This is a genomic window from Bradyrhizobium huanghuaihaiense (assembly GCF_025200885.1).
In the GTDB taxonomy this organism is placed as follows: Bacteria; Pseudomonadota; Alphaproteobacteria; order Rhizobiales; family Xanthobacteraceae; genus Bradyrhizobium; species Bradyrhizobium huanghuaihaiense.
This window is the reverse complement of sequence record NZ_CP104172.1, coordinates 9,379,449-9,401,316: the sequence shown is the minus strand read 5'-3', so window position 1 is coordinate 9,401,316 and position 21,868 is coordinate 9,379,449. Positions and strand designations below refer to the sequence as shown.

18 protein-coding genes are annotated in these 21,868 nt (G+C 65.3%); 6 read left to right on the top strand and 12 right to left on the bottom strand.

The window, feature by feature from the left end; translation table 11 throughout:
- Nucleotides 1-114 precede the first annotated feature (114 nt).
- Nucleotides 115-1,353 carry an MFS transporter gene (locus tag N2603_RS43815; RefSeq protein WP_260387081.1) on the top strand — a complete coding sequence of 413 codons (1,239 nt, stop codon included), beginning with the start codon at nt 115-117 and terminating at the stop codon, nt 1,351-1,353.
- 225 nt (nt 1,354-1,578) lie between these two features.
- On the opposite strand, the gene N2603_RS43810 is transcribed toward N2603_RS43815, so the two are convergent.
- Both N2603_RS43810 and N2603_RS43805 read right to left on the bottom strand, forming a co-directional pair.
- The gene (locus N2603_RS43810; RefSeq protein WP_260387080.1) at nt 1,579-2,073 is read right to left on the bottom strand and encodes a VOC family protein; all 495 of its coding nucleotides are present in this window, start codon (nt 2,071-2,073) and stop codon (nt 1,579-1,581) included.
- A 90-nt stretch (nt 2,074-2,163) separates the two neighbouring features.
- A complete protein-coding gene (locus tag N2603_RS43805; protein WP_260387079.1) occupies nt 2,164-2,709 on the bottom strand; it encodes a carboxymuconolactone decarboxylase family protein in 546 nt (181 codons plus the stop codon).
- A gap of 138 nt (nt 2,710-2,847) precedes the next feature.
- Here N2603_RS43805 and N2603_RS43800 point away from each other — a divergent pair, with 138 nt between their 5' ends.
- Together N2603_RS43800 and N2603_RS43795 are read left to right on the top strand one after the other, a co-directional pair.
- Nucleotides 2,848-4,062 carry an acyl-CoA dehydrogenase family protein gene (locus N2603_RS43800; RefSeq protein ID WP_260387078.1) on the top strand — a complete coding sequence of 405 codons (1,215 nt, stop codon included), beginning with the start codon at nt 2,848-2,850 and terminating at the stop codon, nt 4,060-4,062.
- Between the two features lie 152 nt (nt 4,063-4,214).
- The gene (locus N2603_RS43795; protein ID WP_260424421.1) at nt 4,215-5,354 is read left to right on the top strand and encodes an acyl-CoA dehydrogenase family protein; all 1,140 of its coding nucleotides are present in this window, start codon (nt 4,215-4,217) and stop codon (nt 5,352-5,354) included.
- A 168-nt stretch (nt 5,355-5,522) separates the two neighbouring features.
- Here N2603_RS43795 and N2603_RS43790 read toward each other — a convergent pair whose 3' ends face one another.
- The 10 genes from N2603_RS43790 to N2603_RS43745 form a co-directional block, all read right to left on the bottom strand.
- Entirely contained in the window at nt 5,523-6,560 is a 1,038-nt protein-coding gene (locus N2603_RS43790) for an amino acid ABC transporter substrate-binding protein (protein ID WP_260387077.1), read from the bottom strand.
- 86 nt (nt 6,561-6,646) lie between these two features.
- Complete coding sequence (locus N2603_RS43785) at nt 6,647-7,240, bottom strand: L,D-transpeptidase (RefSeq protein ID WP_018644450.1); 594 nt, start codon at nt 7,238-7,240, stop codon at nt 6,647-6,649.
- Between the two features lie 363 nt (nt 7,241-7,603).
- Nucleotides 7,604-8,578 carry a hypothetical protein gene (locus tag N2603_RS43780; RefSeq protein WP_260387076.1) on the bottom strand — a complete coding sequence of 325 codons (975 nt, stop codon included), beginning with the start codon at nt 8,576-8,578 and terminating at the stop codon, nt 7,604-7,606.
- 99 nt (nt 8,579-8,677) lie between these two features.
- On the bottom strand, nt 8,678-9,241 hold the full coding sequence (locus N2603_RS43775; protein ID WP_260387075.1) for a thioredoxin family protein: 564 nt from the start codon (nt 9,239-9,241) through the stop codon (nt 8,678-8,680).
- A 33-nt stretch (nt 9,242-9,274) separates the two neighbouring features.
- Nucleotides 9,275-9,973, bottom strand: coding sequence for a cytochrome c biogenesis CcdA family protein (locus tag N2603_RS43770; RefSeq protein WP_260387074.1), 699 nt, complete (start codon nt 9,971-9,973; stop codon nt 9,275-9,277).
- A gap of 467 nt (nt 9,974-10,440) precedes the next feature.
- Nucleotides 10,441-11,052, bottom strand: coding sequence for a sigma-70 family RNA polymerase sigma factor (locus tag N2603_RS43765; protein ID WP_018644455.1), 612 nt, complete (start codon nt 11,050-11,052; stop codon nt 10,441-10,443).
- Between the two features lie 436 nt (nt 11,053-11,488).
- Nucleotides 11,489-12,223, bottom strand: coding sequence for a response regulator (locus tag N2603_RS43760; protein ID WP_018644456.1), 735 nt, complete (start codon nt 12,221-12,223; stop codon nt 11,489-11,491).
- Nucleotides 12,224-12,233: 10 nt separating this feature from the next.
- Nucleotides 12,234-13,979, bottom strand: coding sequence for an ATP-binding response regulator (locus tag N2603_RS43755; RefSeq protein WP_260387073.1), 1,746 nt, complete (start codon nt 13,977-13,979; stop codon nt 12,234-12,236).
- A complete protein-coding gene (locus tag N2603_RS43750) occupies nt 13,949-15,979 on the bottom strand; it encodes a sensor histidine kinase (protein WP_026312215.1) in 2,031 nt (676 codons plus the stop codon). Before N2603_RS43750 ends, N2603_RS43755 begins: the two co-directional genes overlap by 31 nt.
- A gap of 54 nt (nt 15,980-16,033) precedes the next feature.
- Entirely contained in the window at nt 16,034-17,029 is a 996-nt protein-coding gene (locus tag N2603_RS43745) for a TRAP transporter substrate-binding protein (protein WP_260387072.1), read from the bottom strand.
- A gap of 202 nt (nt 17,030-17,231) precedes the next feature.
- Between N2603_RS43745 and ugpB the strand changes: the two genes are divergently transcribed.
- The 3 genes from ugpB (at nt 17,232) to N2603_RS43730 (ending at nt 21,679) form a co-directional block, all read left to right on the top strand.
- Nucleotides 17,232-18,557, top strand: coding sequence for a sn-glycerol-3-phosphate ABC transporter substrate-binding protein UgpB (ugpB, locus tag N2603_RS43740; protein WP_425248967.1), 1,326 nt, complete (start codon nt 17,232-17,234; stop codon nt 18,555-18,557).
- Between the two features lie 186 nt (nt 18,558-18,743).
- Nucleotides 18,744-19,703, top strand: a complete 960-nt coding sequence (locus N2603_RS43735; protein WP_260387071.1) for an aminoglycoside phosphotransferase family protein — start codon at nt 18,744-18,746, stop codon at nt 19,701-19,703.
- Nucleotides 19,704-20,056: 353 nt separating this feature from the next.
- Nucleotides 20,057-21,679, top strand: coding sequence for an ABC transporter substrate-binding protein (locus tag N2603_RS43730; RefSeq protein ID WP_260387070.1), 1,623 nt, complete (start codon nt 20,057-20,059; stop codon nt 21,677-21,679).
- The last annotated feature ends 189 nt before the right edge of the window (nt 21,680-21,868 follow it).

Here is a 21,868-nt window from a genome sequence, read left to right as displayed (position 1 = left end):
TGCTTCGATCGCCGTCGAAGTGATTTTCGGAAGTCGCGTTGTTACATGATGCTCGTCATCGACAGGCGAGCGTGAAACCAGGCGCTTGCGGGGGAACCTCAAGGAGAAGCGCAAATGCTCGACAACCCCCGCCATACGGTTCCCGTCGACGAATCCTCGCTCCGCTACGAAGGCTGGCGCATCGTCGCGGTCTGCTTCCTGCTCGCCACCTTCGGCTGGGGGCTCGGCTTCTACGGCCAGAGCGTCTATGTCGCCGAGCTGCAGCGCGCGCGGGGCTGGCCGGCCTCGCTGATCTCCTCCGGCACGACGTTCTTCTATCTGTTCGGCGCGCTGCTGGTCGTCTTCGTCGGCGAAGCCGTGCGAAAATACGGTCCGCGGCTCAGCCTGATCGCCGGCACGCTGGCGATGGCGGCCGCCGCGGTCGCGATCGGCGCAGTGCGCGAGCCCTGGCAGCTCTATCTCGCCGACGCCGTGCTCGCCTTCGGCTGGGCCGGTACCAGCCTTGCCATGATCACCAACACGATCAGCCTGTGGTTCGACCAAAAGCGCGGCATGGCGATCAGCCTCGCGCTCAACGGCGCCAGCTTCGGCGGCATCGTCGGTGTGCCGCTGCTGGTGACGCTGATCGGTCATGTCGGCTTCGCCAGCGCGATGTACGCTGCCGCCGGCGCCATGCTGGTGCTGCTCGTGCCGGTGATCCTGCTTCTCGTCGGCCGCCCGCCCGATCTTCACGGCTGGCAGGCGGCGGCGAAGGAGAAGCCGCAATCGTCGACGCAGATCCGCGCCTGGGCGCTGCGCGACGTCGGCTTCCTCACGGTGACCATTGCCTTCGCCCTGGTGCTGTTCGCGCAGGTCGGCTTCATCGTGCACCTGATCTCGTTCCTCGATCCCGTGATCGGTCGCGAGCGCGCCGCGGTTGCCGTCGCAGTGCTGACCGCGATGGCGGTGGTCGGCCGCGTGCTGTTCTCGCTGGTGATCGACCGCCTCAACCAGCGCCTCGCATCGGCGCTCTCGTTCCTCAGCCAGGCCGCAGCGCTCCTCGTCGTCATCAACCTGCACAACGACTATGTGCTGATCGCGGCCTGCGCGGTGTTCGGCTTCTCGGTCGGCAATCTCATCACGCTGCCGTCGCTGATCGTCCAGCAGGAGTTCGACAGTGCTTCGTTCGGCGTGCTGATCAGCCTCAACACCGCGATCAACCAGGTGACCTATGCGTTCGGCCCGGGCGTTGTCGGGGCCTTGCGCGATTGGTCCGGTGGCTACGTGCTGCCATTCTATCTCTGCATCGCGCTGGAGGTGGTGGCGGCCGCGCTGATCATGGTGCGGGGGAAGCCCAAAGCGAAGCTCTCGTAGGGTGGGCAAAGGCGCAAAGCGCCGTGCCCACGCATCTGTCTCTATATCGCGAGATTTGGTGGGCACGCTCCGCTTTGCCCACCCTACGGCATCGCGCCTGGCGCCGTCGCGACACCGCCTCAACACACTCCGTCATTGCGAGCGCAGCGAAGCAATCCAGACTGCCTCCGCGGCAAGATTCTGGATTGCTTCGCTGCGCTCGCAATGACGAGGAGAGAGCGGAGTTTAACCCTCCCGCTGCCGCAACAACGCCTCCACATCCAGCCGCTTGGTGAACATCGCGAGCTTGCCATCCGGCCCGAACGGCCATTGTTCGCGCGGCTTGTCCCAATACAGCTCCACGCCGTTCTGGTCCGGATCGCGCAAGTACAGCGCCTCGCTGACGCCGTGGTCGCTCGCGCCGTCCAGCGCAATCCCTGCCGTGAGCACCCGGTGCAGCGCATCCGCCAGCGCGGGGCGCGTCGGATAGAGGATCGCAGTGTGGAACAGGCCCGTCGTGCCCGGCGGCGGCGGCGAGCCGCCCTTGCTCTCCCAGGTGTTGAGCCCGATGTGGTGATGATAGCCGCCGGCCGAGATGAAGGCCGCGCCCGAGCCCATCCGCTGCATCAGCTCGAAGCCGAGCACGCCGCAATAGAAGCCGAGCGCACGATCGAGATCGGCGACCTTGAGATGGACGTGGCCGATCCTTGTGCCGGCGGCGACGGCCTGGGTTTGCGACATGGGAATGCTCCGTTGAAACCATCCACATAAGGCCGGCTCCGGGGCCGCGCTACGGGCTGATCCCGAAACCCATCGTTTCCGAACGGGAGACTAAGCGAGCTCCGACACCTCGCCCTCGGGCAGGCCGAATTCAAACGTGTTCAGCGTCATCGACACCAGCGTGTAATAGCCGCACAGCCCGATCACCTCGACGACGCCGCGTTCGCCGAGCAGCTTCACCGCCTCATCATACAAACCCTTCTCGACGCCGTGTCCTTCATGCAGCGACTTCGCGACGTCGTAGATCATCTTCCCCTTGGCATCGTCGAAGTCGGGCGTGCGGCGATCGCGGATGGCGTCGATGATCTCAGGGTCCATGCCGCCGGCGAGGGCCAGGCGCTTATGCGCATACCATTCGTAATGCGCGGTCCAGTGCCGCGCCGTCACCAGGATCGCGATCTCCGAGAGCTTTGCCGGGAAGATCGTGTCGAAGCGCAGCACCTCGCCGAGCCGCGTCGCGTGGCGCGCCATCTCCGGGCTGCCGAGCCAGGCCATCATCGGAGCCGGCGGCTTGCCGCGCTTGCCGGCAATCGACTCGTCATAGGTCTGCCGCTGGCTCTCGTTCATTTCGCCAGGCGAAAGAAGTTTCAGGCGCATTCTGGTTTCCTCTTTGTTTTCAAGCACCGCCATGGCGGCGACTATAGCCGAATGCGGCTCGCGGAAGTGGTTGAATTCCGCAGGAGCTTGGCCCAGAGTCGCACCCAACAAGTCGATTTTGAGTGATGGAAACGACCAATGACTGACTCTCAAACCAGCGATTCTGAAACCGCCGATCTCGAAACATTCCGCGTTGAGACGCGCGCCTGGCTGGAAGCCAATTGCCCGCCGGAGATGCGCAAGCCCGCAACGTCGGACGCCGACGTGTTCTGGGGTGGGCGCAACGCAAAGTTCTCGTCCGAGCCGCAGCGCATCTGGTTCGAGCGCATGCGCGACAAGGGCTGGACCGTGCCGGACTGGCCGAAGGAGTATGGCGGCGGTGGCCTCAGCGCTGCCGAGCACAAGGTGCTGCGCGCCGAGATGGCCAGGATGGGCGCGCGGCCGCCGCTGTCGAGCTTCGGCATCTGGATGCTCGGGCCGGCTTTGCTCAAGTATGGCAATGAGGCGCAGAAAAAGGAGCATCTACCAAAAATCGCCGCGGGCGAAATTCGGTGGTGCCAGGGCTATTCCGAGCCGAACGCCGGCTCCGATCTCGCCTCGCTCCAGACCCGCGCCGAGAGCGACGGCGATGATTTCCTCATCACGGGCTCGAAGATCTGGACGTCCTACGCCAATTACGCCGACTGGATCTTCTGTCTCGTCCGCACCGATCCCGCGGCGAAGAAGCACGACGGCATCAGCTTCATCCTGTTCGACATGACCTCGAAGGGCGTCTCGACCAAGCCGATCCTGCTGATCTCCGGCTACTCGCCGTTCTGCGAGACCTTCTTCGACGGCGTCCGCGTGCCGAAGTCGCATGTGGTCGGCACCGTCAACCGCGGCTGGGACGTCGCAAAATATCTGCTCCAGCACGAGCGCGCGATGATCTCAGGGATGGGCGAGCGCGGCGTCGGCCGTCCGCTCGGCCAGATCGCGGCGGATTCCGTCGGCTCGGATGCGCTGGGGCGGCTCGATGATGCCATGCTACGCGGCCAGATCGCGAGCTTCGACGTCGACGAGGCCGCGCTCGCGGCCTGCGCCGAGCGCGCGGTCGATCTCGCCAAGGCGGGGCAGGCGCATCCGGCGTTCTCCTCGGCGATGAAATATTACGGCACCGAGCTCAACAAGCGCCGCTACGAGATCCTGATGTCGGCCGGCGGCGTCGATGCGCTGGAATGGGAGAGCGAGCGCTCGAAGCAGGGCGCCCGCCCGCGCGCCTGGCTGCGCACCAAGGCCAACTCGATCGAGGGCGGCACCACGGAGGTGATGCTCGGCATCGTCGCCAAGCGCATCCTGGATCTGCCGGGGGCGTGAGGCACGCTCTCACAACCCGTCATTCCGGGGCGCCGCGATAGCGGCGAGCCCGGAATCCATAACCACCAGTCGGGAGTATGGATTCCGGGCCTGCGCCTGCGGCGCATCCCTGAATGACGAAGAAGATAGATTTCGAATCGGAAGCAAAGCACATGGCCCTCGTCCTCACCGAAGAACAATCGATGCTCCGCGACTCCGCGCGCGGGCTGATCAGCGACAAGGCGCCGGTGTCGCACCTGCGCCATCTGCGCGACTCCAAGGATCCCACCGGCTTCTCGAAAGAGCTGTGGCAATCCTTCGCCGAGATGGGCTTCGCCGGCCTGCTCGTGCCGGAAGAATTCGGCGGCAGCGGCCTCGGCTTCATGGAAGCCGGTGTGCTCATGGAGGAGATCGGCCGCACCTTGATGCCGTCGCCCTTCCTCGCCACCAGCGTGGTGGCGGCCTCCGCGCTGAACCGCGGCGGCAGCGCCGCGCAGAAGTCGGAATACCTGCCGAAGATTGCAAACGGCTCGCTGCTCTCGACGCTGGCCATCGACGAGGGTGCCAAGCATCGGCCGCTGCAGACCAGCCTGCAGGCCGTGCGCGCCGGCAACGGCTTTAAACTGTCCGGCGCCAAGGCACTGGTCGTCGACGGCCATGTCGCTGACTTGCTCATCGTCGCCGCACGCACCGCAGGCGCGGCCGGCGAGCGCGACGGCCTGACGCTGTTCCTGGTCAACCCCAAGGCCAAGGGCGTTGCGATCGAGCGCACCATCATGGTCGACGCCCACAACGCGGCGCGGATCGAGCTTGCCAATGTCGAGGTTACCGCCGACAGCGTGCTCGGCGAGGTCGATCAGGCAGCCAGCCTGCTCGACGGCGTGCTCGACATCGGCCGCGGCGCGGTCGCCGCCGAGATGGTCGGCCTCAGCGACGAGGTCTTTGGCCGCACCGTCGAGTACCTCAAGAGCAGAAAACAGTTCGGCAAGCTGATCGGCGAATTCCAGGCGCTGCAGCACCGCGCCGCCGAGCTCTATGTCGACATCGAGATCACCCGCGCCGCCACCATGAAGGCGCTTCAGGCGCTGGATGCGGATGTGGTCAGGGCCGCCTCAGCCGTCGCCGTGGCTAAGGCGCGCGCCGGCACCACCGCCACCCGCGCGGTGCAGGAAGGCGTGCAGATGCATGGCGGCATGGGCATGACCGACCAGTTCGACATCGGCTTCTTCATGAAGCGCGCAAGGGTGTGCGAGGAGCTGTTCGGCGATGCGAACTACCACACCGAGCAACTGGCGCGCGCGCGGGGGTATTGAGGTCGGGGCGGGGAGAGCGCGTAGCCCGGATGAGCGCAGCGACATCCGGGAATGCCGCGGGCGGTGGTCCCGCATATCGCTTCGCTCATGCGGGCTACGGCGGTAACGCGAGCAGCGCGCCTCATCCTCGGTGTCGTCCCTTCGCCGGGACGACACCGGAGAAAACCCCTACCGCATCGGCGGCGCGTACTGCACACCGCCCGCGTTCCACAGCTGGTTCATGCCGCGCGGGATCTTCAGCTTGGACTTCTCGCCGATGTTGCGCTCGTACATCTCGCCGTAATTGCCGACGGTGCGGATGATGCGGACGACCCAGTCCTTGGTGAGGCCGAGCTGCTCGCCGTAATTGCCCTCGGTGCCGACGAGGCGCATCACTTCCGGCTTTTTCGACTTCAGGGCCTCGTCGATGTTCTCCGAGGAAACACCGAGCTCCTCGGCGTTGATCATGGCGTAGAGCGTCCACTTCACGATCATCATCCAGTCGTCGTCGCGCTGGCGCACGACCGGGGCGAGCGGCTCCTTGGAGATCATGTCCGGCAGGATCATGTGCTCGCCGGGCTTCGACAGGTTCAGCCGCAGCGCGTAGAGCTGGGAGACGTCGGCTGAGAGCGTATCGCACTTGCCGGTGTCGTAAGCCTTCACCACGTCGTCGAGCTTGTCGAACTTCACCTCTTCATACTTCATGTTGTTGGCACGGAAGTAATCCGCGACGTTGAGCGCCGTCGTGGTCCCGGTCTGCACGCAGACCTTGCTGCCGGTCAGGTCCAGCGAGGTTTCCTTGTTGCGCGAACGCGGCAGCATGAAGCCCGCGCCGTCGTAATAGGCGACCGCCGGGAAATAGAGGTCGTAGTCGAGCTCGCGCGCCATGCTCCAGGTCGAGTTGCGCGAGAGGATGTCCACCTTCCGGCTCTGCAGCTCCTTGAAGCGCTCGCTGGCGTCGAGCGCGACGAACTTCGCCTTGTTCGGATCGTTGAAGATCGCCGCCGCCACCGCGCGGCAGAAATCGACGTCGAAGCCGGTCCAATTGCCCTTGTCGTCGGGGATCGAGAAGCCCGGCAGGCCCTTGTTGACGCCGCACAGCACCTCGCCGCGGCGAACCGTGCGCTTCAGGGTGCGGGTGTCGTAGAACTCGTAGATGATGGCGAGGACGCCGACCAGTACGGCGACCGCGAGCCCGATCAGCAGGCCGCCTCGAAAAGTGCGCATGATGTCTCTCTCTCTCGAAATAATCGGGAAAAGGAAATGGGAGGGGGCAGAGCATGATCGGTGCGATCATGCTCGAATCATAGCCCTTAGAGTTCGGGCTTCTGCCGGATCACGACCTTGGTGCCGACAGGGACGCGATCGTAGAGATCGGCGACGTCGTTGTTGACGAGACGGAAGCAGCCCGAGGACACCTTGGTGCCGATCGTGTCGGGCCGGTTGGTGCCGTGGATGCGGTAGACCGTGGTGCCGAGATACATCGCGCGGGCGCCCAGCGGATTGCCGGGGCCGCCGGCCATGAAGCGCGGCAGATAGGGCTGGCGCTGGATCATCTCCGCCGGCGGCGTCCAGTCCGGCCATTCCTTCTTGTTGGTGATGGTCACCAGCCCCTGCCACTGGAAACCGTCACGGCCGACGCCGATGCCGTAGCGGATCGCGCGGCCGCCGGGCTGCACCAGGTAGAGATGCCGTTCGGCGGTCGAGACGATGATCGTGCCCGGCGCTTCAGTGGTGCGGAAGTAGACGACCTGCTTCTGCCATTCCGGCTCGAGTTGATAGGCGTCGTCGGCGATCAGGCCCGGCTCGTCGCCGCGGTCCGGCTGCTGGGCGGAGGCGTATGAGGTGGTCAGAACCAGGCTCAGGGCCGTGATGAACGCCCCGGTCAGGCGACGATAATCCGTCATTTCAAGCTCTCCCCGCTGCCACAGCGCAAATCATTCGGAACCATCAAATCTCAGGGGCATGTTCATGGCAAGTTAATGGCGCGCGCGGCTGATATGTCACGAGAATGCTTTGGTTTTTTGACGGGCCGGGGCAATGCCACAAACAGGGGATGGCGCGAAAAGCTTAGACCGGTACCGCCGTGGTGGTGGGCTCCCTCTCCCGCTTGCGGGAGAGGGTTGGGGAGAGGGTGCTTCCGCAATGGGACACTCCCCAAGAAGAAAGAGCCCTCACCCGGCGCTACGCGCCGACCTCTCCCGCAAGCGGGAGAGGCTCAGACCGAACTCGCGGTGAGATCAACTTCGACAATTGGCGCTAGATGCCAGCTAGATCTTGTTGCTCTCCGGCGCGATCCCGAGCCGCCGCACGATTTCGGTCCCGACGGCGCGGGCCTCGAGCCGCGAGCCGATCCGGGGGCTGCGAAAGCGTCGCCCCGAGCGCAGGCGGATCGTGACGATGCAGTGCTCGTCCTCAGAACGACCGCGGCGGTCGACGGTGATCGTCTTCACCTCGTGTCCCCTGATGTGATCCGTGCGCGGCGTGCCGTCGCCCCACAGGCGCTCGACGCGGATATCGCCCTGCCGGATCACCCAGAATGCGCCGGTTGCGAGGTTGGCGTATCTGTAGACCGCGAACGCCGCGAGCGCGCCGAGCGGCAGCAGCAGGATATCGACATGGCTGGGCGGCCATCCGCGCCAGAGCTTGTAGGCGTAGGGCACGGCGGACAACGCGATGGCGATCAACGCGACGATGCGGATGTCCCGCGCGGAAAACGCCTCGAGCGGCTCGCCCAGATGCATCTCGGGATTGCTGGCATCGAGCGGATTGCTGGGGGCCTCGACATTGGGGACGTCGAACTGCGCGGCGATGCGTGCCACGGTGTCATGAACATGCGTGACGTCGGAGATCGGTGGCGACGTCAGGCGTTCTCCCGAGACAAGCGTGAACACGAGTTGGAAGCGGGCCTTCACCCGCTTGCTGCCGGGAACCTGCAGTCCGCTGATCTCGTCCTTGGTGACGATCCGCGTCTGCAGTTTCCCGAAGGGACGCTGATGCCCGATCAGGATCTCGTGAGCCGTGATGATCCACACCACCGCCGGCGCCATCATGATGCCGACGACGAACCCGGCTCCCACCAGCAGTGCCACCACCGAGATGACGATCTCCAGGGTGTCGCGCGTGAACAGGCCCGGCGTGAAGCACAGCGCGACGGCCGCCGCAAAGGCGGACATGACCAGCCGCTGCGCGATCGAGGAGCCTTCACGAAGGCGAATGTCGGTGCTGGTGTGCGCGTCGGCCATTGCGGGCGGCTGATTCCGATGGCGCGAAACTCCACGGACGGGTCCGTGGAGTCAAGCAACAAGGTGTTAGGCGAAACCAGCCGCGCGATGCCGACGGCACTAGCTGCTGGCGTTCAGCAGCCTTGCCACGGTGCGGTCGATCTCGTCGTAGCGGCCTTCGCCGGCGTGCTGGAACACGATCTTGCCGCTCTGGTCGATGATGTATTGCGCCGGCCAATACTGGTTCTGGTAAGCGTTCCAGGTCCTGGAATCGTTGTCCTGCGCCACCGGATAGGTGATGCCGTGGCGCTTCAGCGCGGCCTGCACGTTGGAGGCCGAGCGCTCGAACGGGAATTCCGGCGTGTGCACGCCGACCACGACGAGACCCCGGTCCTTGTACTTGGCGTAGAGGTCGGTGACGTGCGGCAGCGTGTTGACGCAGTTGACGCAGCCATAGGTCCAGAAGTCGACCAGCACGACCTTGCCGCGCAGGTCGGAAAGGCTCAGCGGCTTCGAGTTGAACCAGTTGGTGATGCCGGTGAAGTCGGGCGCGGTCTGCTGGCTCGCGGCGGCGGTGACGATGGGCGTCGCGCGCGCGGCCTCGTCGCAGATGCCGGGGATGACGGCGCCGGTGACGGTGATGCCGATCAGTGCAGCAGACATTGCGAGCAGTTTGAGAGTCATGGAAGCGTCCTCCGGTGAAGTTCTGGTGGATGATCACAGGCCGATCTGGCCGGTGGGATAGAAGCCGGTGAGCCACGCCACGATCAGCGTGTCGTACTGGAAATAGGCGGCGACCGCGAAGGCGATCACGACGACGCCAAAGCCCTGCTGCAGGCGCGGCGAGATGCGCGCGAGGCTGCGCACGCGCGTGGTCGCGGCCTGTCCGCCATAGGCTATTCCCAGCATCGGGATCGCGGCACCGATGGCGTAGGCGACCAGCAGCGTGCCGGCCCAGGCAAGGTTCTTCGAGGTCGCCACCAGCGTCAGGATCGAGCCGAGCACGGGGCCTGCACAGGGCGTCCAGACCAGGCCGAGCGTGGTGCCCAGCACAAGCCCGCCGAGCGCGCCCTCGCGCTGCACGCCGCTCGAGCTGCCGAGATCGAGCCAGCCATTGAGCCGGATCGACAGCCACTCGAACGGCGCCGGCCACAGCATCAGCAGGCCGAAGCCGAGCAGCAGGATCGACGCCGCCTCGCGCAGCACGTTCGGATCGAAATCGAACAGGCGCGTCAGCGCACCGAGCAGCAGCGCGACCGCGGAGAACGAGACGACGAAGCCGAGCGCGATCATCGCGGGCCGCAAGTGCCCCGCGCGCCCGATCGAGGCGCCGAGCAAGATCGGCAGCATCGGCAGCGTGCAGGGCGCGGCGATGGTGAGGATGCCGGCAAGGACGGCGAAGAGAAGCTCGAGCATGGCGCACTCGTGATGGAGGTCACGAGGCAGTTCGGAACGGATGCGTCAGGCGTTACGTGGCGTCACGGCTTCGTGACGAAGTGGGGACGTCGTCGAGACGGCAGTGCGCTCCCTCCCCCGCCCGCGGGGGAGGGCTGGGGAGAGGGTGTATCCACAACGGGGCAATCCCCCAGAGGAAAGAACCCTCACCCGCCGCACTCTGCGAGTGCGTCGGCCTCTCCCGCAAGCGGGAGAGGCGGGAGCCCGCGGTCAGAGCCTGAGCCCCAAACACAAAACGACCCGGACGGGGGCATCGTCCGGGTCGCTGGAGGTCTTGGGAGGTTTAACGAAACCGTATGTGAGCTTTATAGGGGGGAAGTTTTTCCGCCTGATGTTGTCGTTTGTTTCAATTGTTTCATCGGCGGTAACGCTTCCGTGTCCAGGGATAGGGCCGAAATTGAGGTTCTATCCCTTTGAAATCATTGTCCTTACGCGGCGAAACGGTCGACGCCGGCGCCCTTAAGCAAATCGGCGAGTTGCTTGCGGGCGTAGAACATCCGGGTCTTCACCGTGCTCTGGGGGATGCCGATGATCTGCCCGACCTCCTCCACCGACTTCTCGTGGTAGTAGACGAGGTTGATGATCTCGCGATGCGCGGGCGACAGCTTGGCGACGCAGGCGCGCAGGATGGCGCTGGTGTCGCTGCGGTCGAGCGAGGTCTCCGGCGTATCGCAATCATCGGGGATCTGGCGCACGTCCTCCTGGTCGATGTCCTCGAAGCGGCGCTGGCGCATCGCGGTCAGCGCCTTGAAGCGGGCGATCGAGAGCAGCCAGGTCGAGACCTGCGAGCGGCCCTGGAATTGGCCGGCGGTGCGCCACACGTCGAGGAACACCTGGCTGACCAGATCTTCCGCCGTGGTGGCGTCGCGCACGATGCGCAGGATGAAACGGTAGACCCGCACATTGTGCCGGCAATACAGGATGTGCATCGCGGTCCGGTTGCCGTCGGCAATGCTTTCGAGAAGCATGTCGTCCGAAGTCGCCTGAGCGGCAATGATGCTCTGGCTGGCCTGGGCGTTGATGGCGATGACGTTCGGCATGGACTTGGCTCCCCGTAGCGCCGCAACCGAGCGGCGTTTCCTTGGACCAAAGTGTTAATCAGCCACCGTTTCGGGACGTCTGCGCGAAAAGCGGAAAATGGTTTCGTGCGCCGCCAAATTGTTTCGTCGGACAGGGCGCGACGAAACATTCGGGGCAAAAAGTCGTGGAATTTCAATATACGGGAAATACGGGGTGGGGGATTTTGACGCGGACGGAGCCGAGGGGAACGTATTTCGGGGGATTGCGTTCGGTCGGGCCGCGCCCACCACTGTCGTCCCGGGGCGCGCGCAGCGCGAGCCCGGGACCCATAGCCACAGGATGCAGTTTGACGAAGACTCGGAGTTGCCGGCTCGGCGTCATAACCACTCCCTGTGGTTATGGGTCCCGGGCTCGCTTCGCGCCCCGGGACGACGGCGGTGGGTGCGGCCCGCGCCCCTACGCCTTCTCGCCCCCCGGCGAGAACAGATAGCCGCCGCCGCGGATGGTGCGGATCACGGCGGGCTTGGCCGGATCGGGCTCGATCTTGCGGCGGATGCGCATGATGCGCAGATCGACCGCGCGGTCGAAGGCTTCGGCGTCGCGCGCATTGGCGAGCTCCAGCAGGCGCTCGCGCGACAGCACGCGCTTGGGATTGGCCGCGAACACCTTGAGCAGCCCGAATTCGGATGCGGTCAGCGGATGCTCGTTGCCCTCGTCGTCGCGCAGTGCCTGCGCTTCGAGGTCGAGCCATTTGGTGCCGAAGCGCACCAGCTGGTCCTTGTCGGATTTCGCCGCGGCCTCTGCCGCGGCGGCCTTCACCGGCGTGCTCCGCCGCAGCACCGAGCGGATGCGCGCCATCAATTCGCGCAGCTCGCAGGGCTTTGCCACGTAGTCGTCGGCGCCGAGCTCGAGGCCGACGACGCGGTCGATCGGGCTCGCGGTCGCCGTCAGCATGATCACGGGCACGTTGATGCGGCTCTTGAGGTCGCGGATGATCGAGAGCCCGTCTTCCTCGGGCATGTTGAGATCGAGCACGACGAGATCGGGCATGCCGCCCTGGATCGCGGCGCGGAGCGACTTGCCGCCGTCGCACAGCGTCACGGTGAAGCCGTGCATCTTGAGGTAATCGCCGACCATCTCCCGGGCCGGGGCCTCGTCGTCGACAATCATGATGTGCTGGCTTTGGGTCATGGTCTCTAGATCACGGCATCTCGGTCGCAGGGAGGGTGATGGTGAAGGTCGAGCCCTTGCCGGGGCCGTCGCTGTCGGCGGTCACCTCGCCGCCGTGCATGTCGATGATACGCTTGACGATGGATAACCCAAGCCCCGTCGAGCTCTCGCCGGCGGTCGGCTTGGCGGACAGTCGCTGGAACCGGCCGAACAGGCGGCCGAGATCCTCCGGCGACAGGCCGGCGCCCTCGTCGCTGACGCGGACGATGGTGTCGCTGCCCTCATGGAGGACCGCAACGCCGATCTTGCCGCCGATTGGCGAGTATTTGATGGCGTTGCTGATGAGATTGTCGATCGCCTCGCGGATGCGGTCGGTGTCGCACATGGTGACGATGTTGGGCGGCGCGGTGACGCTGATCGCCTGCTGCTTGTTGACGGCGAGCGGCTGGTTGGCCTCGGCGACCTCCTTCACCAGCGCCGCGACGTCGACCGGCTCGCGGCGGATGGTGATGTCGAAGGCATCCGCCATCGCATCCGAGATCAGATGGTCGACCATCGTGGTCAGGCGCTTGGTGGCGTCGCGGATGTGGTCGACCTGGGCGACCACGCCGCTTGCCGACGCGCCGGTCGAGATCAGCTCCTTCAGCATCTCGGTGCGGCCGAGAATGACGCCGAGCGGGTTCTTCAGGTCGTGCGCGACGGTGCCCAGGATCTCATTCTTGAAGCCGTTGGCGCGCTGCAGCCGCAGCCATTGCGCCGACAGGCGGCGGTTGGCCTGCATCAGGGCGCGGGTGCGCTGGGCGACGCGGTCTTCCAGCTGGGTGTTGGCGTCCTGGAGCTGCTGATAGAGGATGACGTTGTCGAAGGCGATCGAGAGCCTTGAGGAGAAGATCTCGACCAGCGAGCGGTCGGTCTCCGACAGCTCGCGCTCGGCCTGCAGCAGCACCACCACCTCGCGGCCGGAGCCGGTGCGCAAATAGATCACGCTGCGATGGTCGGCGAATTCGTTCTTGCGGCGCTGGAACGCGGCCTCCACCATCTCGCGCAGCTCGGGGTCGAGCGCCTTCGACGACGTGGTGCCGATGAAGCGGCTGTAGCAGCCGCTGCCGGCGAGCACCGACAGCTCGGGGTCGATGCCGCCATTGTCGCGCAGGACCAGTATACCGGCGCAGTCGACATTGAGCAGCGAGGCGAGCTGGGTCAGCACGCCCTCGGCGAGCCGCTGCATCGACTTGAAGTCGTACAGCGTGGACGCCGCGTCGATGATGATCTCGAGCCCGCGCCGCGTCTGCACCATGCGCTCGAGCTGCTGATAGGAGCGCAGCGCCGCGGTCAGCGAGGTGAACAGCTTGTCGGCGGTCAGCTCGGTCTTGGCCTTGTAGTCGTTGATGTCGTACTGCACGATCACGCGCCGCTCGGGCGCCTGGCCGGGCTGGCCGGTGCGCAGGATGATGCGCACGGTCTCGTTCCTGATCTCGTTGCGGATGAACTCGACCAGCTCGAGCCCGGCCACATCCGTCTCCATGATGACGTCGAGCAGCACCGCGGCGATGTCGCTGTGCGCGGCCATCAGCTTGCGGCCTTCGGCGGCGGAATAGGCGGAGAGGATCTCCAGGCTCTGGCCGTTGAGGCTGTAGTCGGACAGCGCGAAACGGGTGCCGTCATGCACGGCCGGATCGTCGTCGATGACGGCGATCTTCCATTTCCGTGCGTTCTGGTCCTCCGACGCGGTACCGGTGTCGTCGATCAGGTGGAGGACATCGTCCTGTTCGGCCATTGAGAAGTCCCGTCAATCTCTGTGCTTTGCGCGCCGCCCTTGGCGACCCGGGGCATGATAATGCGAAAAGTGGTGCCTTGTCCCAGCTTGGATTCCAGCATCATGCGACCGCCGAGCTGCTGGGTGACGAGGTTATAGACGATATGAAGCCCGAGTCCCGTGCCACCTTCATTGCGCCGGGTGGTAAAGAATGGGTCAAAGGCCTGGCGCTGCACGTCCGGGGTCATGCCGGCCCCGTCGTCGGTGAAGATGATCTCGATGTCGTCGGCCCCGCGCGGCCGCGCCGAGATCGTTATGGTGCCGGCGCGCCCGTCGGCGAAGGCATGGTTGGCGGCGTTGAGGAAGAGGTTGGTCAGGATCTGGCCGTAGGAGCCGGGATAGCCGTCCAGCAGCAGCCCCTCGGGCACGTCGACCTCGAGCGTGATCGGCGAGCGCTTCAGCACCGGCCTTAAGCTCGCGATGATCTGGTCGGTGGCTTCGCTCAATGAGAACTGCCGCCGCTCGGCATGGGAGCGGTCGACCGCGACCTGCTTGAACGACTGGATCAGCTCGCCGGCGCGGGTGAGGTTGGCGACGAGCTGCTGCGAGGCGTCGCGCGAGGACTGCACGAACTCCTCCAGCTGCGAGCGGCGCAGGCCGCCGTCGCCCCTGAGCTGGGCCTCGAAGATCTCGGTCCGCCGGGCAAAGCTGGAGGCGACCGTCAGGCTGATGCCGATGGGGTTGTTGACCTCGTGGGCGACGCCGGCGACGAGACCGCCGAGCGCAGCGAGCCGCTCGGCATCGATCAGGTTCTGCTGTGCGGTATTGAGCTCGAGCAGCGCGCTCTCGGCCTTCTCCTTGGAGGCGCGCAGCTCGTCCTCGGTCTCGCGCTTGGCGATGGCGTTCTCGCGGAACACCTCCACCGCGCGTGCCATGGCGCCGACCTCGTCACGTGCCTTGGTGCCCTGCACCTCGCGGTCGAGGTTGCCGAGCGTGATCGCGCGCATCGCCGCCATGATCTGCTGCAGCGGCAGCCGGATCGACAGCGCGATCAGCACGCCGGCGGTGAGAATGATGCCGAGGAAGATCACCGCGATCGACAGCACCCGCCGCGAGATATCGGCCAGCGTGCGGTCGAAGGTCTCCTGCGCCTTCTGCTCGCGCTGGCGCATCTTGGTGGAGAGATCGTCGATGGCGCCGATCGCCTCGGCCTGGCTGGCGTCGATGGAGTTGCGCAAGAGCTCGGTGCGGCTCGTCAGCTGCTCGGAGAGTTTTGCGAAGCCCTCGCGTAAGGACGCGGTGCGGGCGCCGAGCCGTTGCAGCGCCATGCGCTGGAGATCGTTGTCGGCGAGATCGATCATGACGGGAATGGTCTTCTCGATCGTCTCGGTATGGCGGCGCGCATCGTCGGCGGCGCCCGCCGACTGCGACAGATAGTAGGAATTGGCCGCGACCAGCATCGCCGTGAAGGCCTCGCGCGACTTGCCGAGCGAGGGCCAGATCAGCGCGTCGCGATGTCCGGTGGCGCCCTCGATGATGGAATAGAGCCCGGCCATGTCCCTGGCCGGGCCCTGCACCTGGTCCTCATAGGTCTTCGCGATCGTGGCCTGCACGCTGCGCAGCTCGCCGAAGCCGTTGAGGAAGCGCTCGGTGGTGCGCTCCAGCTCCTCGACCGAGCCCGACAGCATCGGGTCCTTGGCGGCGCGGTTGCTCAGCGTGCCCAGCACCGCCTCGCGCAGCAACAGGATCTCGGCGAACAGGTCCGGGCTCGGCTGGTTGATGTAGCGGTGGATCAGATTGTGCAGCCGTCCGGTCTCGCTCTCGAGCAGCGCCAGGATGCGGTCGGATTCGCGCACCTGGCGCACGTCGTCCCAGGCCGAGCCCAGCACCAGCGAGCCGTTCCAGATCAGCGCCACCAGCACCACCACGACGGCGGAGTTCAGCGCCGCGATCGACAGGATGCGCCAGCGGATCGGGACGGCCCGGAGCGCGCCGACGAGCCGCGCGCGCAGCCGCCCGATCGGGCCGGGCGGCCTGTCTGCGTTCTCGCTGTGTCCAAGCGCGGGCAACGGGCCTCACTCCACCTTGCGAATGCGTTCGATCAGTATGGCCGCGGCGGGATCCTGGGCGGCCCTGGTGTAGATCGCGGCCATGGCGTCCTCGAACGGCTTGCGGTCGATATCCCTGACGATGCTGACGCCGGCCGCTTGCGCCTTGCGCTGCGATTGCCCCTCGAGGTCGCGCCACTTCTCGCGCATGAACCGGCTGGAGCGCCGCGCAGCCTCCCGGAAGATGGTCTGGTCCTCCGCCGAGAGGCTGCGCCAGGCCTTGAGCGAGATCACCAGCACCTCCGGGCTCATCGTGTGCTCGGTCAGCGTGTAGTGCCCGGCGTGCTTGTAATGGTCGGTCGTCACGAAGGATGGCCAGTTGTTTTCGGCGCCGTCGATCAGGTGATTGGCAAGCCCGGTGAGCACCTGCCCATAGGGCATCTCGACCGGTTCGGCGCCGAGCGAGCGGATCATCTGGCTCATCAACTCCGACTGCTGCACCCGGATCCGCAGGCCCCGGAGGTCTTCGATGTTCCGGATAGGGCGGACACCGTTGTAGATCGACCGTGCCCCGGAATCGTAGAAGCAGAGCCCGACGAAGCCGTAGGGCTCGAAACTGTTCAGGATCTCGCCGCCGATCGGCCCGTCCAGCACGTTCTGCATGTGCTCGATGGACCGGAACAGGAACGGCATGGCGAGCACGTTCATGGCCGGAACGAAATTGCCGATCAGAGCGACATTGGTCCGGTTGAGGTCGATCGCGCCGGCCCGGGTCTGCTCGATGGTCTCCTTCTCCTCGCCGAGCTGGCGGGAGTGGAACACCTTGACCTCGTGCCGGCCGCCGGTGCGCTCGGCGATCAGGGCGCCCATGTAGCGCAGCGCCTGCACGGTCGGGTAATCCTCGGTCTGGGTGTCGGCGGCGCGGAATTCGCGCGCAATGGCGTCCGTCGCGCAGAGCGCGAGCAAAAGCGCGACGAAAACCACCCCGGTCCGCGAGAGTTCGGCACGGCTCAACACTGGCACACTCAGCCCCTTAGTGGTGGAGTCTATGGCGGGAGCAAAAGGTTCAACGCAATCTAGCAGATGGTTAAGGGAAGGCCATCCCGCGCCGGGCCCGCGGGCTGATTGTGCGGCGCGGCCGCCTCTCATTCCCGGTTGAAACCGTAAATGCCGCGCCTTAAGCAGGAGCAGCCGCCTTTCGTCGTGCGACACGGGAAGAGCCATCGTGACGTCAGCATCGCGCCTTTTGCAGATCCTCGCCGTCTTCGCTTTGGTCGCGCTGGCCGCGCCCGCGCGCGCCGCCACCGACATTGCGCTGTGGCACGCGATGTCCGGCGAGCTCGGCCGGCAGCTGGACAAGCTCGCCGCCGACTTCAACGCCTCGCAGCCGGATTACCGCATCGTGCCGGCTTACAAGGGCAGCTACACCGAGACGGTGACCGCCGCGATCTTCGCCTTCCGCTCGCGCAGCCAGCCCGCCATCGTCCAGGTCAACGAGGTCGCCACCGCCACCATGACCGCGGCCAAGGGCGCGATCTATCCGGTGTTCAGCCTGATGCGGGACCAGGGCGAGCCGTTCTCGCTCAACGACTACCTTCCCGCGGTCTCCGGCTACTACACCGACGCGGCCGGCAATCTCTTGTCGTTCCCGTTCAATTCCTCGACGCCGATCCTGTACTACAACAAGACCATGTTCCGCGACGCCGGCCTCGATCCGGAGGCGCCGCCGAAGACCTGGCCCGAGCTCGGGCTAGCTGCCAAACGCCTGCGCGACCGCGGTGCGCCGTGCGGCTTCACCACGTCCTGGCCGTCCTGGATCCACGTCGAGAATTTTTCCGCCTTCCACAACCTGCCGCTCGCAACCCGCACCAACGGCTTTGCCGGCCTCGATGCCGAGCTGACCATCAACAATCCCGTCATCGTCAAGCACGTCGCCCAGCTCGCCGAGTGGCAGAAGAGCAAGCTGTTCGACTATGGCGGCCGCGGCCAGTCCGCCGAGCCGCGCTTCCAGAACGGCGAATGCGGCATGTTCATCGGCTCCTCGGCGACGCGTGCCGACATCAAGGCGAATTCGAAATTCGAGATCGGCTACGGCATGATGCCGTACTGGCCCGACGTGAAGGACGCGCCGCAGAACTCGATCATCGGCGGCGCCACGCTGTGGGTGCTGCGCGACCGGCCGCGCGAGGAATACAAGGGCGTGGCGCGGTTCTTCGCCTATCTGTCGCAGCCCGGCGTGCAGGCGGCCTGGCACCAGAACACCGGCTATTTGCCTGTTACCCGCGCCGCCTTCGAGCTGACGCGAGCGCAGGGCTTCTACCAGCGCAATCCGGGCTCGGCGATCTCGTTCGAGGAGATCACGCTGCATCCGCCGACGGAGAACTCGAAGGGCATCCGGCTCGGCTCCTTCGTCCTGATCCGCGGCGTGATCGAGGACGAGCTGGAGCAGGCCTTTACCGGCCAGAAGAGCGCGCAAGGAGCGCTCGATTCCGCGGTCGAGCGCGGCAACAAGCTGCTGCGCCAGTTCGAGCGCGCCAGCCCGGAGCGGTAAAGGCGTGTTGCGATCAGAAATCGCTGTAACCGCGAGCGCAGTGCGCTCCCTCCCCCGCCTGCGGGGGAGGGTAGGGGAGAGGGTGTCTCCGCAATGGGGCACTCCCCAAGAGGAGAGAACCCTCACCCGCGCCTTCGGCGCGACCTCTCCCGCAAGCGGGAGAGGCGCACCGCCTGCTTCGCGCGAATGACTATCGTTCCATCGCAAAAGTTGCCGGCTTTCGCCGACGTAGAGAGCTTTCGCGCCTTCCGCGCCGATCCCCCGCAATGGCTTCCGATCGCGCTCGGCATCGCGCGTAGCCATGGTCTCGACGTTGGCGCGCCGCACGTCTTTGCGACCGGCACCAATCTCGTGGTCGGCCTCGGTGAGCGGCTGATCCTGAAGATTTTTCCGCCGCTGCTCCGCTCGCAATTCCTCTCCGAGCGCAGTTCGCTGACGCAACTCGCCGGCCGGCTGTCCTTGCCGATCCCCGAGATCGTCGCGGAAGGGGTGCGTGACGGCTGGCCCTATCTCGTCATCACCCGCCTTGCCGGCACGCTCGGCTCGGAGGTGTGGCCGTCCCTGGCGGAAGACCAGAAGGAGCGCGTGCTGCGCCAGATCGGCGAGACCATCGCATCGGTGCAGCGCGCCCCGCTCGGACCGCTCGCACATATCGAGCCGCGCTGGGCCGATTTTATGCGCGCCCAGATGCAGGGCTGTCGCGCGCGACATGAACGCCTGGGTCTCGCGCCGAAGTTTCTCGAAGGCCTCGACGATCTCCTGCGCGATGCGGTCGCGCTGATTCCGATGGACGCGCCGCCGGTGATCCTGACCGGCGAATACATCCCCGAGAATTTCCTGCTCGCCTGCGATGACGGCACATGGTCGCTCAAAGGCCTGTTCGACTTCGGCGACGTGCGCGCCGGCTGGCGCGACTACGACCTGCTCGGCCCCGGCGCCTTCATGGCGGCGGGCCGGCCGGGGAGGGTGAAGAGCCTGCTCGAAGGCTTTGGCTATACGAAGCCGGACTATGCGCTCAAGCGCCGCCTGATGGCCCTGATGCTGCTGCACCAGGCGAGCGATCTCAACAGCCACATCTGCATCGAGGGCTGGCAGGAGAGGACGGATGATCTGGTTGAGCTGCAGGACTTGATCTGGGCGGAGTGACGACCCCAGCCGTCATTGCGAGCGCAGCGAAGCAATCCAGACTATCTCGGCGGAAAGATTCTGGATTGCTTCGCTGCGCTCGCAATGACGAGGTTGAGGCAGAGAGCCTGGATCTTCTCGCGCGCCTCGCAAATTGGTGACAAATCAGGCTGCTGAATAAAGCGGCCTATTATATAATCAAAATCGGAGCTTTGTATGCAAACCTCGAGGCTACTCGAAAAGATCCCCGCGGCTAAATCTCAATTATATGATTACAAATCAACTGCTTAGGCGTGGTGTAAGCTTCCCTTAAGCCTTGGCACGAACCTTGCGAATCCAGTTCCAACCAGAAACTTTTGTGTTGGAGCGATTTCATGAAGCGCCGCGATTTCCTCAAGTCCGTTTCCGGATTGGCCGCAGGCGCGGCGCTTCCGGCCATGCCGTCCGTGATCTCCTCCGCCAGGGCCGATGCGCGCTCGGAGACGCTGCTGATCGTCTCGGAAGGCGGCCCCAACAATCTCGACATCCACGGCGTCGGCACCAACGTGCCCGGCTATGAGGTGTCCTGGAATTGCTACGACCGGCTGATCAGCCACGAGATGAAGAGCGGCCCCGGTGGCGTGCCCTATTACGACCGCGACAAATTCAAGGGCGAGCTCGCCGAGGACTTCAAGATCGACGACATGTCGGTCACCTTCAAGCTGAAGAAGAACGCCAAATTCCACGACGGCGCGCCGGTCACCGCGAAAGACGTGAAATGGTCGCTCGACCGCGCCGTCAGCGTCGGCGGCTTCCCGACCTTCCAGATGAGCGCGGGCTCGCTCACGAAGCCCGAGCAGTTCGTCGTGGTCGACGATGCCACCGTGCGCGTCGATTTCGCCAAGAAGGACCGTCTGACGATTCCCGATCTCGCGGTCATCGTCCCCTGCATCGTCAATTCCGAGCTGGTGAAGAAGAATGCCAGCGAGAAGGATCCCTGGGGTCTGGAGTTCACTAAACAGCAGACCGCGGGCTCCGGCGCCTACAAGGTGACCAAGTGGACTGCCGGCACCGAAGTGATCATGGAGCGCAACGAGGATTGGGTCGGCGGTCCGCTGCCCAAGATCAAGCGCGTGATCTGGCGCATGGTGCCGCAGGCCGGCAACCGCCGCGCGCTCTTGGAGCGCGGCGATGCCGACATCTCCTATGAGCTGCCGTTCAAGGACTTCCAGGAGATGAAGGCGAACGGCAAGCTCAACGTGGTGTCGCTGCCGTTCTCCAACGGCATCCAGTATATCGGCATGAACGTCACCAAGCCGCCGTTCGACAATGTCAAGGTGCGGCAGGCGATCGCCTATGCGCTGCCGTACCAAAAGATCATGGACGCCGTGCTGTTCGGCCTCGGCAATCCCATGTTCGGCGCGGCCAAGGACAAGGCGACCGAGGTCGCCTGGCCGCAGCCGCACAAATACAACACCGACATGGAGAAGGCGAAGGCGCTGCTCACGGAAGCCGGCTACGCCAACGGCTTCGAGACCACGATCTCGTTCGATCTCAACTTCGCAGGGGTCAACGAGCCGCTCTGCGTGCTGGTGCAGGAGAGCCTCGCCCAGCTCGGCATCAAGACCACCATCAACAAGGTGCCCGGCGCCAACTGGCGCACCGAACTCAACAAGAAGGAGATGCCGCTCTTCACCAACGTGTTCTCGGGCTGGCTCGATTACCCCGAGTACTTCTTCTACTGGTGCTATCACGGCAACAATTCCGTCTTCAACACCATGAGCTACAAGTCGGCGGAGATGGACAAGCTGATCGACGGCGCGCGCACCGCCGCCGCGACCGGCGACACCGCGACCTACGACACCGACGTGAAGGGCTTCGTCGACCTCGCCTACGCCGACGTCCCGCGCATCCCGCTCTACCAGCCCTTCGTCAACGTCGCGATGCAGAAGAACATCAGCGGCTACCAATACTGGTTCCACCGGAGGCTCGACTATCGCGCGATGGCGAAGGGGTGAGACATGATTGGCGCGAGCGATATGTCCGCGTCTTTCTGGGCATCGTGGTCGAGTGAGGTGAGCACGCTCTGCAGGCTCCCTCCCCCCTTGCGGGGGAGGGTTGGGGAGAGGGGTAGCCACGAACTCAGACCTCTCCCGGGGCCACCCCTCTCCCTAGCCCTCCCCCGCAAGGGGGGAGGGAACGCAGCA

What these genes read in the sequence shown, in the direction of transcription:
- N2603_RS43815 (WP_260387081.1), top strand. Translation starts at nt 115, where the DNA reads ATGCTCGACAACCCCCGCCATACGGTTCCCGTCGACGAATCCTCGCTC.
- N2603_RS43810 (WP_260387080.1), bottom strand. Translation starts at nt 2,073, where the DNA reads ATGTCGCAAACCCAGGCCGTCGCCGCCGGCACAAGGATCGGCCACGTC.
- N2603_RS43805 (WP_260387079.1), bottom strand. Translation starts at nt 2,709, where the DNA reads ATGCGCCTGAAACTTCTTTCGCCTGGCGAAATGAACGAGAGCCAGCGG.
- N2603_RS43800 (WP_260387078.1), top strand. Translation starts at nt 2,848, where the DNA reads ATGACTGACTCTCAAACCAGCGATTCTGAAACCGCCGATCTCGAAACA.
- N2603_RS43795 (WP_260424421.1), top strand. Translation starts at nt 4,215, where the DNA reads ATGGCCCTCGTCCTCACCGAAGAACAATCGATGCTCCGCGACTCCGCG.
- N2603_RS43790 (WP_260387077.1), bottom strand. Translation starts at nt 6,560, where the DNA reads ATGCGCACTTTTCGAGGCGGCCTGCTGATCGGGCTCGCGGTCGCCGTA.
- N2603_RS43785 (WP_018644450.1), bottom strand. Translation starts at nt 7,240, where the DNA reads ATGACGGATTATCGTCGCCTGACCGGGGCGTTCATCACGGCCCTGAGC.
- N2603_RS43780 (WP_260387076.1), bottom strand. Translation starts at nt 8,578, where the DNA reads ATGGCCGACGCGCACACCAGCACCGACATTCGCCTTCGTGAAGGCTCC.
- N2603_RS43775 (WP_260387075.1), bottom strand. Translation starts at nt 9,241, where the DNA reads ATGACTCTCAAACTGCTCGCAATGTCTGCTGCACTGATCGGCATCACC.
- N2603_RS43770 (WP_260387074.1), bottom strand. Translation starts at nt 9,973, where the DNA reads ATGCTCGAGCTTCTCTTCGCCGTCCTTGCCGGCATCCTCACCATCGCC.
- N2603_RS43765 (WP_018644455.1), bottom strand. Translation starts at nt 11,052, where the DNA reads ATGCCGAACGTCATCGCCATCAACGCCCAGGCCAGCCAGAGCATCATT.
- N2603_RS43760 (WP_018644456.1), bottom strand. Translation starts at nt 12,223, where the DNA reads ATGACCCAAAGCCAGCACATCATGATTGTCGACGACGAGGCCCCGGCC.
- N2603_RS43755 (WP_260387073.1), bottom strand. Translation starts at nt 13,979, where the DNA reads ATGGCCGAACAGGACGATGTCCTCCACCTGATCGACGACACCGGTACC.
- N2603_RS43735 (WP_260387071.1), top strand. Translation starts at nt 18,744, where the DNA reads ATGACTATCGTTCCATCGCAAAAGTTGCCGGCTTTCGCCGACGTAGAG.
- N2603_RS43730 (WP_260387070.1), top strand. Translation starts at nt 20,057, where the DNA reads ATGAAGCGCCGCGATTTCCTCAAGTCCGTTTCCGGATTGGCCGCAGGC.